Genomic DNA, 16,658 nt, shown 5'->3' on the forward strand with positions numbered 1-16,658 from the left:
CGTTGCAGAAGTGCGAAGCGAGACCATGACCTGCTTGCCCTAGGGATCAAGCGGATCCAGTGGATCCTGCTGTAGCGAATCCACCATCGGCAGAAAGACGAGGCTGGTATCGGAAGCTCGCTTGACAAGCTGATACGGCACATAGCCAAGCTCTTTCATGCAACGATCTGCAAACGGCTGGCCTTCAATGTAGGTAATCTGTGCCGGATCGCTGACGACCAGCGCAGGCTTGCTCATCGGGATGTTATAGCGATAGATCTCTCTCGCCGCATTCCGCATGTTCGTTGTCGTGTGCCGGGCATGTGGATCGACAAGAATCGCTTCTTCCGGCACATGATAGTCGTGCAGAAGAGCCTTCTTCATCTCGATCGCTTCGGCAAACTGTGTTTGAGATGGATGCACATAACCGCCTGACAGCAGGACAAAAGGCGCTTTACCCGCGTGGTACTCCTCCGCTGCCAGCGCAGTGCGCCTGCGACCGGCGTCCGACAGGGCGATGTTAGGATCCGCTGGTCCAGCCCCGGGAACAACGATGACCGAGTACGCATAACTGCTCCAGCGAATGGTTGGGATCGAGCGAAGAGCCGCCTGATTGACGCTCGACTCCATCGGCTCCATTCGGCCGGCTTCATCGCGGCGGTTCAAGGCGAGCAATTGAAGCGCAGCCGTCAGCGACGGTTCGAAGAATAGTTCCGGCGTCGATGCTTCGTCAGATATTCGGCTGGTGAGCGAGGCGATACGCTGCTGAAAGTCGGCAGAGTTCACATCGAATGAGATGGAGTCGATCTGCGGATAACGCGGAGCGGCGCCCTGTCCATAGACAGCGATGATGTTGTTCAGACCGCGAGCGCACACCTCCCATGCGTTCACCAGCAGGTCTTCTCCGCTCTCCTTCTGGTAGAGCACATAGGCACCACTCGACCGAAGATCTCCGTCGACTAGCTTTCGCAGGGATGGGTCGTTCTTGTAGGCCCGGGCTAGAGCAAACGAGACCGCGCGAATCTCTTCCTCGGTCCAGACAAGAGGCTTGAGCGTGCAACTAGCGGTCCCTTTGCACGTGCGCAACGACATTGTGAGGAACTGTTGCCGCTCTGCGCTTACTTGCTTGAGAGCCGTGTCTGCGACTAGCGTGTCGCGGACTTCGGGATTGGCCTGAAGGAGCGAGAGAAGCAAGAAATCCTTGTCCTGCAGAGCAGCGTGCAACGGCAGAGGCTTCATCGCTGCCTGGGCAATGGCGTGATGTGGAAGAGCAAAGACTACTGCGGCAAGAAGCAGGCGTGACAGTGAAGCGACTTGCATGGATATGAGATTCTCCTCTGGAACGTGAGCAAATTTCAACCGCATCAACGAGGAGGCCGGCGCTGGATACGCCGACCTCCACGGTTTTTAGAACTTCAGGCTCACTCCGAGCTGTACATTGCGCGAGGTGCCTGCCGCGGTCTCCCGAAGCAAGTCGCTTGAGTTCGCAGTATTGATCACCGCGCCGGTGCAACCGGTGGTGGTGTTGCAGTTCAGGTTGTTGTTATTCAGCAGATTCTCAGCTTCGATGAAGGCGGCCAGCTGAATATGTTCGCGAACGTTGAAGTAGCGTTTCACCTGCGCACTGACCTGGGTGAATCCCCTGCCAGTCAGACTATTCCGGTTTTCAAAGAGAGGACGATCGTTGACTACACCATCGTTGTTGAGGTCCGTGCCCGCGATCACGTTGATCGGAAAGCCGGAGTTCTTGTAAGTGATCGTGGAGAGCTCGAAGCCGTTGACCCAGTGCAGGGAATGAGCACTCAACACAGGCTGGTAGAGGGCCTGAAGGACGAGGTTGTGGCCGATGTTGCTGTCGGCGTTGCCGTAGTCGCGGTGGATATTGGTGGGATCGCTGACACTGCCACCCTCCCCGATGTTGTCGTCGAGAGCGTGTGAGTGCATGTAGTTGACAGTGAACTCGAGCCCATTCGAAAGTCTCTTCTGCAGCGTGACGAATCCGCCGTTGAAGTTCGCGGTTGTTCCGGAGCGTAGCAGGTTGATGGCCCCGAAGTTTGGATTGGGGCGCTTGGAGGTGCCCGCGAAGATCGGACGCCCGTCGGCCAGTGTCTGTCCTGTCTCGGTCAGGTTAGTGTCCGTATAGTAGAGCCCGTGCCGCAGAGCAGCGAACTGGTAGCCGACCGTGAGCTGGAAGTTGCCGCCGAGCTCCTGCTGGATCTGCACGTTGGCCTGGTGCTGATAAGCGTTATGAAAGCTCTGGTCGAAGGCGGTAATGTTGGGCGGAACTTCAAAGCTGCCGCCGCTCAACTGCGGAACATTCGGGAAGACCGGAGCGCCGGAGGCACTTCCAGCCACCTGATAGCTGAGAAGGCGATGTCCATTGACCTGCGCGGCGTTGTAAAAAGTGGCAAGGCCGGGAACATCGTAGTACATACCGTAGGCTGCATGCACTACGGTCTTGCGGCTGCCGCCCGGTGACCAGGTGAGGCCAAGACGAGGGGCGATGTCGCTGTAATCGTTGGGCACGCTGCGCGACAGCGGATAGGGCGCGAGAGCGTCGAAGGTGGGGAAGAAGATGGCCTCGTAGCGTGCGCCTACGTTAACACTGAGATTGGGCGTGACGCGAATCTCGTCCTGCGCGAAAAAGTTCAGGAAGTTGAAGGCGAGCCGGACCTCGGGGTTGCCGCTGAACGTGGTGAGAAAGGTGTAGGTGTAGGGCAGGCCTGTCGCGGGGTTGATCGTGCCGTGAACGGTGTCGAGATACTGGTTCAGCGAGCTGACAGCAGGTTGGCCGTTCTGCGCGGCAAGGCCACTGAAGCTGAAGGTGGGAGCAGTCGCGGAGATGTTGTCGAAGAGCTCGTGGTCGAACTCCGCGCCGAACTTCATGGTGTGGCGTCCGCGAGTCCAGGTCAGGTTGTCGAGCACGCTCGTACTGCGCTCGGTCGTAGTCGTAGTGGTAAGCGGGCTGAAACCGATGTTCGCGACGCTGCTGATGTTGATCAAAACGCTTCCCGCGGGTGAACTGTTAACAACGGGGAAGTCGCCGGTATCGCGCTGAATGGTGCCAAAGCGCAGCTCGTTGAGAAGGTTGCTTGAGAGTACGGTGGCGAGCTGGACTCCGCCGCCATTCTGGTGGTCCTGATACCGGGAGCCGCGGTCGACGATGCTGAGGCCGCCGTCGTTGTTGGGTTGATGGTTGGTGAAGCGTGCATAGCGGACGTAACCGCTGTTCTTCGCATTCAGCGTGTAGTCCACCTTACCGACGAGCGTGCGGTAGGTCTCGCCAAAGGGCGCAGTGCCAATCTCGTTGTCAGGCAGACCAAGCGCGTCAGCATTGGCCGGAGAGATCGTGATGACGTTCGGAAGTGTGTAGGGGTTGTTCTCGAACTGCCCGAAAAAGAAGAGCTTGTCCTTGACGATCGGGCCACCCAGCGTAAAGGCCTCGTCGTACCAGCTACGGTTGGGCTGGACGGTAGCGAGCGTGGGGATCGCCTGCAGATCGCTGGGGCGCCACTGCCCGAGCGCCGAGCCATGGAATTGATTGGTGCCCGACTTCATCACCACGTTGACCTGTCCACCGGCTGCCCGTCCGAACTCGGCCGAGTAGCCGTTCGACAGAGTCTGGGTCTGCGCAACGGCCTCGGGTGTGACGATGATGAGACGGATCTGGCGGTTTCCACCGTGCTGAGTGTCGTCGAGTCCGTCAAGATTCCACTGGGAGCGCTCAGTGCCCCCGAAGGTAAACTGCGTCGTGGAGAACGTGCTGGTGGGCATCCCGATGACGCCGGGTGCAAGCAGGAGATAGTTGTACAAGTTGCGGGACGCGATGGGAAGATTCTCAATCTCCTTGCGGTCGAGCACCGCACCTACAGTCGAGGTCCCGGTATCGAGGATGTCGGAGCCAGCTTCGACCTGGACCGTCTGCGAGGTGCTCCCGATCACCAGGGAGGTATCCAGGCGAGCCTCCTGGCCCACACTGAGGACGATGCCTTGCACCGTGCTCTTCTGGAATCCATCGGCGGCAGTGACCAGACGGTAGGTGCCTACGGGCACGAGCGGGAAGCGGTAATACCCCTTAGCGTCGGTTGTCGTCTCTTGCGAGATGCTGGTGGCAACGTTGGCGAGCGTGACATGAGCGCCCTCGATCACACTCTTCGAGGGATCTGTGACATACCCGTTCACCGCGGCGTCCACGGCATTCACCTGGCCAAACAAAGCAGCCGGCGCGGTCACGAAGAACAACAAAAACAGGAAGCAAAGATAGCGATTCACGATGACTCTCCTCACAGAAACGATTCGGTACGAAACTGACCGCTCAGCGTTATGCAGTAAGCCGAACGTACGCAACGACTCGCCCCCCGAGTAGTCTCGAGAGCGCGTCACAAGGTGAAGTAACAATGTTTCATGTCACGTAAGATCGTGATTCTAAACAGATGGTTTCGGAGGCAGCCGCATGGGTTTATCAAACTTTAACCTCCCCCCGCCATAATTAACGTGAGCTCAACAGTCTGAATGCAACCAGCCATGCCCCTGAGTTATGCCGAACCTGTCAGTACATTGAATCTTGCAGAAGATGAGCGCTGGCTGACGGCCAAGCGTATTGTCGATTCGCCACACTTTCGCAAATCGCCGCGCTTGTCGCAGTTGCTGCTTTACCTTTCGGAACAGACGCTCCTCAATCGTAGCGACTTGCTCACCGAGCAAACCATCGCGACGAGAGTCTTCGAGCGCGACGCCGACTTCAATCCCAGCGTGGATACGATCGTTCGCTCCCATATGGTTCGGCTTCGACAAAAGTTGGAGCAGTATGCACTCGACAACCTTGGATCTGCGTCGATGCAACTTGCCATCCCGAAGGGAGACTACATTGTTCGCTTCGAGCGCATCGCCCCATCGGCGAACGTGCAGACGGAGCCAGAAGAGATCGCCGCGCCAGCTCTTCCGGTTGCGATGCAAGAGCGGTTCCCCGGTAAACGGAAGATAAGCTATCTCGCCATCGCGTGTTGGACACTGAGTTTCATCGTCCTGGTTCTATTGGGGATTCTCACGATGGTCTTGCGTTCTGGCAAGCCATTGGAAAAAGCACAAGCGCCTCCCCATCCCCTCTGGAGCAAAATCTTCCAGGCACATCAGAACACTACATTTGTCGCGGCAGATAGCGGTCTGGTTCTGCTGCATAGGATGACCCGGAAGGACACGACGCTGGCAGAATATCTGGCACGCAACTTCGAAGAAGAGACGCGACCGTTATCGCCGGAGAGGACCGCGGAGGTTCTGAATATAGCCGAACGCCGGTACACCTCTTTCGTAGACCTCAACACATTTGGCCGTCTGCAACAGTTGGCCTTCGTCAGGGGCGCCAGACTGGACGCGAAGTATGCAAGGGACGTACAGATGGATGAGCTCAAGCAAGGCAACTTCATTCTCTCGGGGGCACGTGGAGCCAATCCGTGGCTCGAACTCTATGAACCTGAGTTGAACTTCGTTGGAGCAAATGACGGAATCCAACACAAGTTCAGCTTCATCAACCGCCATCCTCAGGCTGGAGAAACTACCGAGTTCTCCGTGTCGGAGATCGACCCCAGACGACCGGTGTTAGGAGTGCTGGCCTTCCTCCCAAACCTTGACGGAAACGGAAACGCTCTGATCATTGAGGGAAACTCGATGGCAGGGACTGAGGCGATCAGTGACTTCCTCTTTGAGGATGCCGCCCTGCTGCCGTTTCTTGAGAAGATCAAGAGGGCTGACGGTTCTCTGCCGCACTTTGAGGTACTTGTAGAATCGAACAGCGTCAATGGAAGTGCTGGGCCCTTCCACGTTCTGGCGTACCGCACACATCCATAGTCAAACGCGTTATGTGTGATGGTTAAAACACACCTGCTGGATCGCTGAAAAATACGCCACGATGCTCAACTATTTTGAACAATAACTGCAAAGAAAAAAGTGGCTCCGGATCTCTCCGGAGCCACTTTGAGTTGTGATGCAACCAAGTTAGAAAAACAGCTTCGCGGCGAACTGCATCTGACGTGCGCCGTACAGGCTGTTGTTTGTTCCCGAGGTTGCGCCGAATGCCGCCAGACCTGTGCCGCTGTAGGGTGCGATGCATCCCTGGAGCGACGAACCAGCAGGCGCCCCAGTCGTTCCGCACTTCAACGCACCAGAGGTTGCGCCCGCAGCAACATACTGCGAGTAGGTGCCGTTCACGCCGGTGATGATGGTGTGATTGAGCAGGTTGAAGGCATCCGCCGAGATCTGCATATAGATCTTCTCGTGAATTGGAATGTTGTGGGCTACACGGAAGTCGAAATCGTTGTAACCAGGCATTGGGATGCTGTTGCGACCGATCTGCGGCGGACGGCCGGTGGTAGGAGCACCGGTGCTGGAGCTCATTGCGCCACCGTAGATGTTGCCATCCGCTCCAAGACTGCTGCCGGTGCCGGAGTAGACGGTGCCGGACATGGAGAGGGAGATGGGCTCTCCGCCGGAGGCGATGAAGCCACCGGAGAAGGTGAACCCGTCGACGATTGCGCGGGCCAGCTTATAGTCTTCGAACAACTTCGGCTGGTAGACGAAACTGAGGGCGAAGCGATTACGGACGTCGGTATCGGACGGTCCGTTGTCGCGGCGCGGATTGTTGGGGTCAAGCGGTGTGTCGCCGCCATAGAAGGTGCCGAAGGTACCGGCGACCTGACCGGTGTCAGTCGCGCGTGCCCAGGTGAAGTTCGCCAGCACCTCAAGACCGTTGCTGAACGGACGGCGGACGGTCATGGCGAGGGAGTTATACCACGTGTTCGCCGCGCTGAAGCCCGTGTTGATGGAGGTGATTGCCGAGTTGCGGCGATCCGACTGCAGGTAAACAGGCACAGTGATCTGGCGGAGCACGTTGTTGGAGGAGTCCGTCACGTTGTAGGTTGCCGTTCCGTGCGGGGTTTGGCCCACGAGATTGGCATCAAGGAAGATGGGCAGACGCAAGGCGCGGGTGCCGACGTAGCCGATCGAGAGGGACATATTGCCGGGCAGGCTTTGCTCGATGCCCATCTGAAACTCATGCGCGAGGGGTGGAACGAAGTTGGGGTCAAGGCCATGGAAGCTCTGGGGGCCTTTGATTGTGGGGCCGTTGATCGCGGGGGCGGTTCCGCCAGAAGGAACAAGCGCCGACGAGAGAGGCGGACCGGTGACCGGGAATGGAACAAAAGGATATTGCAGGCTGTTCGCTGCATTAGGCACCGTGGGGCAACGGGCCTTAGCCGCACTGCCAACCGAGGACTCGCAACCGGTGTAGTTGTAGTTGACCTGCACAACGCCGTTCTCTACCCGCATCGCGTAGTAGGTGCTGCCCTGGTTGAGCGCGGAGAAGAGTCCGTAGCCGCCGCGAACTACTGTGCCGGGGTAGGGCGACCAGCTGAAGCCGACGCGAGGCTGTACACGGTCGGTGACGTTCTTGATGGTCTGGCTGTACTCGGTGGAGATCGGAGGAAAGTTGTTATTGACGAGACCGGGAGCTGGAGTGAGCTGGATGTCATAGCGAACGCCAGCGGTCAGGTTGAAGGTGGGAGTGAGCTTCCAGCTGTCTTCAGCGAAGCCGTCAAACATCTTCATCCAGAAGTCATCCTTACCCTGCGTACCGGGCTTGGTGTTGACGATGTCGATGGTCTGGACGAAGGTGTTGTAGTGGTAACCGGCGTAGGGATCGGTGTCTCCCGCCTGGCCGGCGTATGCATCCTGGATCCAGTCCTGGAAGTTCAGCAACGTCGTTCCATCGCCATAGCTGTAGACGCCGCCGCCCTGGAAGAGATTGATCATGACTTCGTGGACAAGATTGACGTCGCCACCGAACTTGAGAGAGTGACGGCCCTTGGTGGTCGAAAAGACGTCAGTGAACTGGATGCGGTGCTCGTCTGGTTCTGCAACACGCGGAAGAGCGTTTGGCATACCGAAGGTGACGACGCCCGTCGCGACGCTGGGGCCGGACGCGTTGGCGCCTGCCGTTTCGAGATCGCGACCGTACTGAAAGTGAACCTGATTGACAGAAGCTTTGCCGAGCTGCGTCGTGAGACCAGCGACCAGGAAGCGCTCGTGATAGCTGGTAGGCCCGTTGGTGCTGGGCGAACTGTTGCTGAAGGTGTTGGCTGGGCTGTAGCCGTACGTGCTGTCGTAGTCCGCGAAGTTGTAGTCGACGAAGACATCGTTGCGGCTGTTGATGTGCCAGTCGAGACGCGGGAAGAAGAGATTCTGCTTTTGGAATCGGCCAGGAGGAGCGTCGCCGGGAGCGATATTACCGACGTTCAGGAGGAACTGAATGCCGTTGGTGCATTGAGCAGCAGTAATCGTCGCTGGGCACTGTGTCGGGGTGATGGTGGTGGTGCTCGACGTCGGCCCGGATGGGGTCAGAGAGATGATGCTGTTGGCGGAGTAGAGTACGCGGCCAACCTTGCGGAAGCCGTCATACGTAAAGAAGAAGAAGAGCCGGTCTTTGATGATGGGGCCGCCGACCGAACCGCCGAACTGATGCTGCTGATGAACCGGCTGCGTGAGAAGGAATGGATTGCCGTTGTTATGCAGCGCCTGAAACTTGTTGTACGGGTCGAGGGCGTTGAGGTCGGGATAGCGAAGGTAGTAAAAGGCGTCGCCGTGAAACTGGTTCGTACCACTCTTCGTGATGGCGTTGACCTGTCCACCTGCAGCCTGGCCGAACTCGACCGAGTAGTTCGAAGTCTCTGCCTGAAACTCCTTGATGGAGTCGATGGAGTAAACGTAAGGCGCACCGGAGGCGCGGCCGCGAGCCTCGGAGAACAGCATCTGGTTGTTGTTCGAACCGTCGACGTAGTTCTGGTTGTATAGTCCGCTGATTCCGTGGAAGCTTACGAGGCCGGAGCCGCCGTCCGGAGTGACATTGGGAGTATTGAGAACGAAGGCGCTCCAGTTACGCGAGGCGACGGGCAGATTCTCGATGAGATGTTCGCCGATGGTCTGCGAGACCTCGGTCTTGTCCGAGTCGATCAGGGGAGACTCACTGGTGACGACAACCTCCGTTGTGACCGAAGCCGTTGTAAGCTTTGCGTCGACGGTGAGGGTCTGGCCGACGGTGAGCACGAGATTCTTGCGGTCCACCTTGCCAAAACCGCTGCCGCCGAAGATGACCTCATAGTTGCCGGGCTGAAGGAAGGTGGCGGAGTAGGAGCCGTCGGCGTTGGTGGTCAGCGCACGGGAGACGCCGGTATCGTTGTCGAGAACAGTGACGGGAGCATTTGGAACAGCGGCGCCGCTGGAATCAGTCACGGTGCCGTTGATATTACCGACGCCGGAGGTCTGGCTCAGGGCCGGATGGGCCGCGGACAGAAACAGGATGGCGGCTGTCGCACACGCAAGCAGGCTTCTACAAGCTGAAGGAAGTTTCATGAGTAACTGGCTCCTGAAAAAACACCGACGATAAAGAGCGGTGTGTGAAGGGGATGCTGGCTGTTATGACTCCTGCTGTGGTGTCCGCAGGAGGCGTTCGCGCGCAACCTTAAATTGAAATTTCGTGATATCTCAACAGTCAGGCTTTGGGGGCCCGCCTGTCAAGTAGGATCTCTTGAAAATCAGATCACAAACTGCTGCTTCCGTCTGTATTTACAGCATTTTTTAATCTCATCGACGCATTTGAAAGGCGCCAAACGATCACTAGTGCAGCTGGCTGGGGATCACCGCGTACTGAATGAGGAGTTCGAAGGGCACAATCTTGAGGGTGTTCTCGTGGGTGGCTTCAAGAATGATGGGGCAGGCGGCTCCGGCCTGCTGGACCTGGAGCCAGCGGGCTGCACAGACACACCAGCGGTCTCCCGGTTTGAGACCGGCAAAGCCAAACTGCGGCATGGGGGTGCTGAGGTCGTTGCCGAGAGCCTTAGAGGCTTCGAGGAAGGGGGCGTCAACGAGGCAACAGATGGTGTGGACGCCGTGATCGTCGGGGCCGGTCTCGCAGCAACCGGTGCGGTAGAAGCCGGTCATGGGCTCGCAGCCGCAGATATCGAGGGGCTGCCCGAGGACGTTTTTGCCGCGGTTCTTGATGGGTTCGGCGGTGGGCATGGAACTCCTGTTCGGATTTTAGTATCCCACCTTTTGGAAAGATAGGTCCTGCGGACGGGCCTCCTGCGCGGAGGGCGGTCACTTCGTGACTTGTATACCTGTCGTGGCAGGATACTCAGCAACGGTCCTCCCGTTGGTCGGAATTAGCATGTGCCGACCAACGGGAGGACCGAGTTTCAGCGATACAAGGTATATAAGTCACGAAGTGACCGCGCCGCGCGGAGCGGGCCCGTCCGGCAGGACATCTTATTTTGCAGCGATAGCGAGTTGCTGCTGATACTCCTCGTATGGGCCCTTGTGATCGGTGATGTGGAAGTCGGTCGGGCCGCCTTCGAAGTGCCAGATGCGGGTGCCGGCCTCTTCGATCAGATCCTGGTCATGCGTGACCAGGAAGACAGTGCCTTCGTACTTTTGAATTGCCTGATTGAGGGCATTGATGCTCTCGAGATCCAGGTGGTTGGTGGGTTCATCGAGGACAAGGACGTTCGGCTTCTGCAGCATGATCTTGCAGAAGAGCAAGCGAGCGGCTTCTCCTCCAGAAAGCGCATCGGTCTTCTTCAACCCCTCTTCGCCTTTGAAGAGCATCTGGCCGAGGATGCCGCGGATGTCTTCTTTTGTGGCTTGCGGATCGAACTGATGCAGCCAGTCAGAGGTTGTCATACCGAGTTGGATCGAGCCTTTGTGGTCTTGCGCGAAGTAGCCGATCGAGACCTCGTGGCCCCACTTAACAGTGCCGGAGTCAATGGAGACATCCTTCTCTTCAATGCCGGGGCCGTTGGCCAGCAGCGCCTTGAGGAGAGTCGTCTTCCCCTGTCCGTTGCGGCCCATCAAGATAACTTTGTCGCCACGGGTGACCGAGGCAGTGAAGTTACTGATGACGTGCTCGGACTTGCCGTCCTTCTGCTCGTAGGATTTGTTAACCAGTTCGCACTCGAGGACGTTTTTGCCGGAGGGGCGTTCCATCTTGAAGCTGATAAACGGGCGGGCGATGTTGGAGCGTGCGAGTTCGCTGGTGGCGAGGCGCTCGACTTCCTTCTTGCGCGAGTTCACCTGCGAGGAGCGCGTACCGGCGGAGAAGCGGGCAATAAAGTCGTTCAACTGAGCGATCTTCTTTTCGCGCTGCTCGTTCTGGCTCTCGATGCGGGTGCGGACGCTGGTCTTCTGGAAGACCATGTCGTCGTAGCCACCGTTATAGGTAATGATGGTCTCGTAGTCGATGTCGGCGATGTGGGTGCAGACGTTGTTGAGGAAGTGCCGGTCGTGCGAGATGGTGATAACGGTGCCGCTATAGCGGATGAGGAAGTCCTGGAGCCAATGAATGGACTCGAGGTCGAGGTAGTTGGTCGGTTCGTCGAGCAGCAGCGCTTGTGGATTACCGAAGAGCGCCTGGGCAAGCAGGACGCGAACCTTCTGGCCGCCTTGCAACTCAGACATCTTGCGCTCGTGGAGTTCGTCGGGAATATCCAGGCCCTGCAAAAGCACAGCAGCGTTCGACTCGGCCTCGTAGCCATCCTCGTCCCCGACGATGCCTTCGAGCTCGCCTAGACGAGAGCCGTCTTCATCGGTCATCTCGGCCTTCGCGTAGATGACTTCGCGCTCTTCAAGAGCAGCCCACAGGGCCTTGTTGCCCATGATGACGGTGTCGATGACGCGGTAGGCGTCGAACTCGTACTGGTCCTGCTTCAGGACGCCGATCTTTTTGGGGCGGACGACGTTCCCCTTCTGGGGGTCGATCTCGCCTGTGAGGCACTTCATAAACGTGGATTTGCCGGCCCCGTTGGGACCGGTGAGTCCGTAACGACGGCCAGTCGTGAAAGTGACTGAAACATCCTCGAAGAGGAGCTTCGAGCCATAGCGCATAGTGACGTTGGAAACTGAGATCATGGTATTACTTCTATTTTACAGGGAAAACAGGAGTCTGCAGAACAACGGACGATGAAAGGCCAGCGATGCCGCCCATCGCGGCGGTTCTGTCTGAGAAAGGGCCGCGGGGACGACGCTAGTGGTTTACCTGGGCCAAAATGTATACTTAATGATATCCACTCTACCGAGGTACGATGCTCGCTTCAGAGAAAGAACCTAGCTGGCGAGAGATAATTAAGGCTGTCTCCCTTTTCATCTTCGGTTTTCTCTTAGTGGCTTCGCTTCTTCACATCGCCATTCGCGATCCCCTCTATCTTCATGCCGACATGCGAAGCGAAAAGCTGGTTATGTTGAAGCGTCTCAAGAGCCAGGTTTCCTCCGCCGTGTTTGGGTCCAGCCACGTTCACAACGGCTTTGACCCGCGCGCCTTCGACCGCGTGCTGGCCGGCTCCCCCGCCCAGACCAGGACCGTAAATCTGGCCATCATGGGAGGCAGCCAGTCGGAACAGCGCAGCATGGCGCTGGAGTTTCTCCGAAATCTGCAGGCGCCTCCCGACAACACAGCCTGTCTGGTGATACTGGAGCTGAATGCCGGGGCAAATTTTCAGAACGCGCATCTCGTGCATCCCCGCTCGATCAACATCTACGACTGGCCTACCGTTCGGTTCATCTCCCGGTTGAAGAACACTGATATGGGATTCACTCAGCAAGCCGGCCGCATCGGATTTGCGTTCATCGCCGGCATTCTTCACTATGCGAATGTCGGCATGTTGAGTGACAAGATCATTGCGCCGCCGGTCGACGCCGCGATGATGGAACACGATACGGAAGAGGACCGGCGCGGCGAGGACGTGCTAGCCTACGACCCTCAAACCGGTGCGGAAGAAAGTAAAATGATGGCGCAGGAGCAGGGTCAATTTAAGCTCAACGCGCCTGAAATGTATCCGGGAAACTACGAACTGATCGACGAGTTGGCAGCTTCGAGTCCGGTCTCAAATGTCTCATTCGTGTACTTCGTTTACCCCAAGCTCACTGATGTCAGCGGAACTTTTAACTATCCGAGTGAGATTGTGACTCCTCGTGGTCACACGGTGCCGATCATCGATCTCGCACGGCCCGATCGCTTCCCGTCGTTCTACCAGACTAAATTCTGGCACGACGAGGCGCACTTGGACGAGCAGGGCGCGGCACGGGTCTCAGAAGTCTTCGCGCAACAGCTCATGGCCTGGTACACAGCACATGGCGCTCCTCAAAGGTGCGGGGGCTGACGATGCTCTTTGTCGAATCTCAATTTTTTCTCTTCTTCGCCATCGTCCTTATAATTTACTGGTCGCTCCGCTCGAACGATCTGCGCAAGTGGTTCGTCCTGTTCGCGAGCTACTACTTTTACGGATGCTGGGATTGGCGCTTCGCAGGAATGCTCTTCGTTCTGTCTACCGCAGACTGGCTCTTCGCGCGGCAGATCTCCAGAACCGAACAACAGCGCCCCCGCAAAATATATGTCTTCGCCAGCCTGGCGATGAATCTTACGGTCCTCGGATTCTTCAAATACTTCCACTTTTTTGTGGGCAGCGCCGTGTCGCTCGCCGGAGCCATGCACGTTCATCTCGACGAGCCGACGATCAGAATCATTCTTCCGGTCGGTATCAGCTTTTTCACGTTTCAATCGCTCAGTTACACCATTGACGTTTACCGTCGCGAGATCCCGCCGGTCGCGAGTCTGCGCGACTACCTGATGTTCTCTTCATTTTTTCCGCAGCTGGTGGCAGGCCCGATCGTGCGGCCGAAGTATTTTGTTCCGCAGATGGCAGGGAGGAAAACCCTTTCGCTCGACGACGTCAAAGGTGCGATGTACCTGTTCCTGCTGGGCTACATCAAAAAGCTCTGTATCGCGGACAACATCTCTCCGTTCGTCGACCAGGTCTTCAATCATCCTGCGGCATATACCGGATTCGCCTCCATCACCGCCGTCTGGCTCTACACCATCCAGATATTCTGCGATTTTTCCGGGTACTCGGATATGGCGATTGCGGTTGCGGCTCTGCTCGGCTACAAGCTGGTGTTGAACTTCGACGCGCCGTATCTTGCAATATCAATTCAGGACTTCTGGCGCCGCTGGCATATCTCGCTCTCGAGTTGGATTCGCGACTACATCTACATCTCGCTGGGTGGCCGGATGAAGTTCCGCCTTCTCACCTATCGCAACCTGATGCTGACCATGCTCGCAGGCGGTCTGTGGCATGGAGCAGCGTGGAACTTCGTGATCTGGGGCGGGGCACATGGCGCAGCCCAGTTCCTGCATCAGGAGTTCAAGCTCCACTTCCCGCCCAGACCGAGCCAGGAACCATGGCGCAAGCTCGCAAGCTGGTTTCTCACGCTGAACTTCGTCTGTCTCACCTGGATCTTGTTTCGTTCGGCTACCTTTTCCACCGCATGGCTGATGATCAAACGTTATTTGCTGATCGACCATGGCGGAACCCAGACCCTCCCGCTATGGCTGGCCGCTGCCGGACCGGTTCTACTTCTTCAGCAATTGATGATGCGCCACAGCAACTTCGGGCCGTGGATCTGCAACCTGAGTCTGCCGCGTTTTGCGATGATTTATGGCGCAACGTGGGCGTTAGCCGTATCTCTGCTTCCGCTCGGCTACAGGCCCTTCATCTATTTCCAGTTCTGATCAGTTTGCAATTTTTGAAGAGCCAGGAGCAGCGGAAGAGAATGCCAGCATGCGAAAATCACGCCTCGGCACGCGGAGATGTTGGGAATGTGCCGGACATATCGTTGGGCAAAGCAATGACCGCGAAAAGACAAACGCTCCACTCTGCGGCTGGTTGGCTGGCAGAGTGGAGCGTTTTGTGTCTAAGCGTCTCGTCCTTGGCTTGAGTTACTGACCGCGGCGAGCTGGGCCGGAGCGGCTGCTGCCGGGACGGCTGTTGCCGTTGGGGCGACCACCGGGGCCACGGCCACCGGAGTTGCGTCCACCAGAGCAGCCGCCACCGCCATTGCGGCTGCGGAAGCCGCTCTTTTTGGCGCCATAGTTGGCGTTGGGCGTCGACATCGGTGTAACGGGGTCGTTACCCTTCCAGGAGCGGGTTTCAAGCTGCATAAGGTCCTGTCCCTGAGCTGTTGTGTCAAGGGGTGCGTTGCGGACTTCCTTCTCAAGGTTCTTATCGGCCTCGCGCCACTCAAACTTTATCTTCAGTTCGCGCTCGAGCTTGCGCGCGTCGTGACGCTCCTGCGGCATGACAAACGTGGTGGCGACGCCCTTCTTACCGGCGCGGCCCGTGCGGCCGATTCGGTGAACAAAGTCGTCCGACGCATTGGGTAGATCGTAGTTGACGACGTGTGCGATGTCGTTGACGTCGATACCGCGAGCAGCAACGTCGGTAGCGACGAGAACGCGATGACGGCCGGTGGCGAAGCCCTTGAGAGCCGCGGTACGCTGCGACTGGCTGCGATCGCCGTGGATCACGTCGGCGTCGTGGCCAAGCTTCTCAAGCTTCTTCGAGATGCGGTCAGCGCCGTGCTTGGTCCGCGAGAAGACGAGGAAGGTTCCCTCTTCCTGCTTCAGCATCTGGTCGAGCAGGCCGAGCTTCTGGTCCTGCATGACGGTGTAGACGCGAAGTTCGACGCGGTCGCTCGGCTTCGACGTGGTGCCGATCTCGATGCGGATTGGCTTGTTGACGTAGTCGCGGACGATCTCGCGGATGTTCGCGTCGAGCGTCGCCGAGTAGCACATGGTCTGACGGGTCTTCGGCAACGCACCCACGATGCGGCGGATGGCGGGAAGGAAGCCCATGTCGAGCATGCGATCCACTTCGTCAAGCACGAGCATCTCGACGGAGTTGATGTTGATCTCGCGGCGGCGGAGGAAGTCTTCGAGGCGGCCAGGAGTGGCGACGACTAGACGGGGGCCGCGGTCAAGCTGATCGAGCTGGTTGTTCTCGGAGAGGCCGCCGCAGACGAGCACAGCGTCGCTCTTCGAGCCGGGGACGAGCTTCCAGTAGGCCTCAAGCACCTGCATAGCAAGCTCACGCGTCGGCAGCAGAATGAGAGCCCGGATGGGACCGCGCTTGCCCTTGGTGCTGGGGACGGAGTTCGCGTCCATGCGCTGAATCATCGGAATGAGGAAGCTGAGGGTCTTGCCGGTACCGGTAGAGGCAGTGGCAAGGATATCGTTGCCTTCGAGGGCTGGCGGAATCGCCTTGGCCTGAACCGGGGTCGGCGTAAGAAAGCCGGCGCTGGTGAGGCGGTTCTTGAGCGAGTCCGAGATGTTGAAGTCGGTGAAACGGACGTCCTCAACGAGGGCGAGGCCAGCTGGATTCGCGGCTGATGTATTTTGCTGGGGAGCTGTGTGCTGCTGATTTTCAGAGATCTGTTCGTTTTGTTCTAAAGTTGCGGAGTTCAATGTTTGTCCTGTCTGGTGGTTATCAAGCGGCATAGGGGTGCAGGGGTGCCGTTGTGGCACCATGGATTCAATTAGTCAGCATTGCTGTCGATTGTCGAAGCGCTGCTGCTGCACGGCGAGACTTGTCCGATGACGAGTCTTCCAGCCAGAGCAACCAGCGCGGCTTCCAAACTTCGGGAAGGTCTGCGGTGGGAAGAGGCAAATCGCAGTCTCTGGCCAAACTCCGAATTCCATGAGGAGCTTTTGCCTGCGGTGCCCGTACTCCTTTTTTCCAGAGTACAAAATAAGAATAGCACAGTCCGTCTGCGATTGGCGATGAGTTTGTTGTGAGATCCACGCTGTG

Annotated in this window: 9 protein-coding genes; 3 read left to right on the forward strand and 6 right to left on the reverse strand. The window is 57.8% G+C overall.

Annotated features, from left to right (window positions below):
• Positions 1-39: 39 nt before the first annotated feature.
• Together RBB82_RS06345 and RBB82_RS06350 are read right to left on the reverse strand one after the other, a co-directional pair.
• Positions 40-1,299: a YdcF family protein gene (locus RBB82_RS06345; protein WP_433974269.1), complete on the reverse strand. Its 1,260-nt coding sequence runs from the start codon at positions 1,297-1,299 to the stop codon at positions 40-42.
• Between the two features lie 87 nt (positions 1,300-1,386).
• Complete coding sequence (locus tag RBB82_RS06350) at positions 1,387-4,251, reverse strand: carboxypeptidase regulatory-like domain-containing protein (RefSeq protein ID WP_433974270.1); 2,865 nt, start codon at positions 4,249-4,251, stop codon at positions 1,387-1,389.
• Between the two features lie 252 nt (positions 4,252-4,503).
• Between RBB82_RS06350 and RBB82_RS06355 the strand changes: the two genes are divergently transcribed.
• Complete coding sequence (locus RBB82_RS06355; protein ID WP_433974271.1) at positions 4,504-5,823, forward strand: helix-turn-helix domain-containing protein; 1,320 nt, start codon at positions 4,504-4,506, stop codon at positions 5,821-5,823.
• A 147-nt stretch (positions 5,824-5,970) separates the two neighbouring features.
• Here the strand turns inward: RBB82_RS06355 and RBB82_RS06360 are convergent, their stop codons facing one another.
• The 3 genes from RBB82_RS06360 to RBB82_RS06370 all read right to left on the reverse strand — a co-directional run bounded on the left by RBB82_RS06360 (position 5,971) and on the right by RBB82_RS06370 (position 11,928).
• The gene (locus RBB82_RS06360; RefSeq protein WP_433974272.1) at positions 5,971-9,378 is read right to left on the reverse strand and encodes a TonB-dependent receptor domain-containing protein; all 3,408 of its coding nucleotides are present in this window, start codon (positions 9,376-9,378) and stop codon (positions 5,971-5,973) included.
• A gap of 264 nt (positions 9,379-9,642) precedes the next feature.
• Positions 9,643-10,044: a DUF2237 family protein gene (locus RBB82_RS06365; RefSeq protein ID WP_433974273.1), complete on the reverse strand. Its 402-nt coding sequence runs from the start codon at positions 10,042-10,044 to the stop codon at positions 9,643-9,645.
• Positions 10,045-10,290: 246 nt separating this feature from the next.
• Complete coding sequence (locus RBB82_RS06370; protein ID WP_433974275.1) at positions 10,291-11,928, reverse strand: ABC-F family ATP-binding cassette domain-containing protein; 1,638 nt, start codon at positions 11,926-11,928, stop codon at positions 10,291-10,293.
• A 173-nt stretch (positions 11,929-12,101) separates the two neighbouring features.
• On the opposite strand from RBB82_RS06370, the gene RBB82_RS06375 reads away from it, so the two are divergent.
• Together RBB82_RS06375 and RBB82_RS06380 are read left to right on the forward strand one after the other, a co-directional pair.
• A complete protein-coding gene (locus RBB82_RS06375; protein WP_433974277.1) occupies positions 12,102-13,175 on the forward strand; it encodes a hypothetical protein in 1,074 nt (357 codons plus the stop codon).
• A 2-nt stretch (positions 13,176-13,177) separates the two neighbouring features.
• Complete coding sequence (locus tag RBB82_RS06380; RefSeq protein WP_433974278.1) at positions 13,178-14,584, forward strand: MBOAT family O-acyltransferase; 1,407 nt, start codon at positions 13,178-13,180, stop codon at positions 14,582-14,584.
• Positions 14,585-14,791: 207 nt separating this feature from the next.
• On the opposite strand, the gene RBB82_RS06385 is transcribed toward RBB82_RS06380, so the two are convergent.
• Entirely contained in the window at positions 14,792-16,315 is a 1,524-nt protein-coding gene (locus RBB82_RS06385) for a DEAD/DEAH box helicase (protein ID WP_433974279.1), read from the reverse strand.
• Positions 16,316-16,658 lie beyond the last annotated feature (343 nt).

The organism is Tunturiibacter lichenicola, assembly GCF_051013355.1.
GTDB lineage: Bacteria > Acidobacteriota > Terriglobia > Terriglobales > Acidobacteriaceae > Edaphobacter > Edaphobacter lichenicola_F.

Bases quoted from the DNA above. Each gene is read 5' to 3' on its own strand.
- RBB82_RS06345 (WP_433974269.1), bottom strand. From the start codon at position 1,299: ATGCAAGTCGCTTCACTGTCACGCCTGCTTCTTGCCGCAGTAGTCTTT.
- RBB82_RS06355 (WP_433974271.1), top strand. From the start codon at position 4,504: ATGCCCCTGAGTTATGCCGAACCTGTCAGTACATTGAATCTTGCAGAA.
- RBB82_RS06360 (WP_433974272.1), bottom strand. From the start codon at position 9,378: ATGAAACTTCCTTCAGCTTGTAGAAGCCTGCTTGCGTGTGCGACAGCC.
- RBB82_RS06365 (WP_433974273.1), bottom strand. From the start codon at position 10,044: ATGCCCACCGCCGAACCCATCAAGAACCGCGGCAAAAACGTCCTCGGG.
- RBB82_RS06370 (WP_433974275.1), bottom strand. From the start codon at position 11,928: ATGATCTCAGTTTCCAACGTCACTATGCGCTATGGCTCGAAGCTCCTC.
- RBB82_RS06375 (WP_433974277.1), top strand. From the start codon at position 12,102: ATGCTCGCTTCAGAGAAAGAACCTAGCTGGCGAGAGATAATTAAGGCT.
- RBB82_RS06380 (WP_433974278.1), top strand. From the start codon at position 13,178: ATGCTCTTTGTCGAATCTCAATTTTTTCTCTTCTTCGCCATCGTCCTT.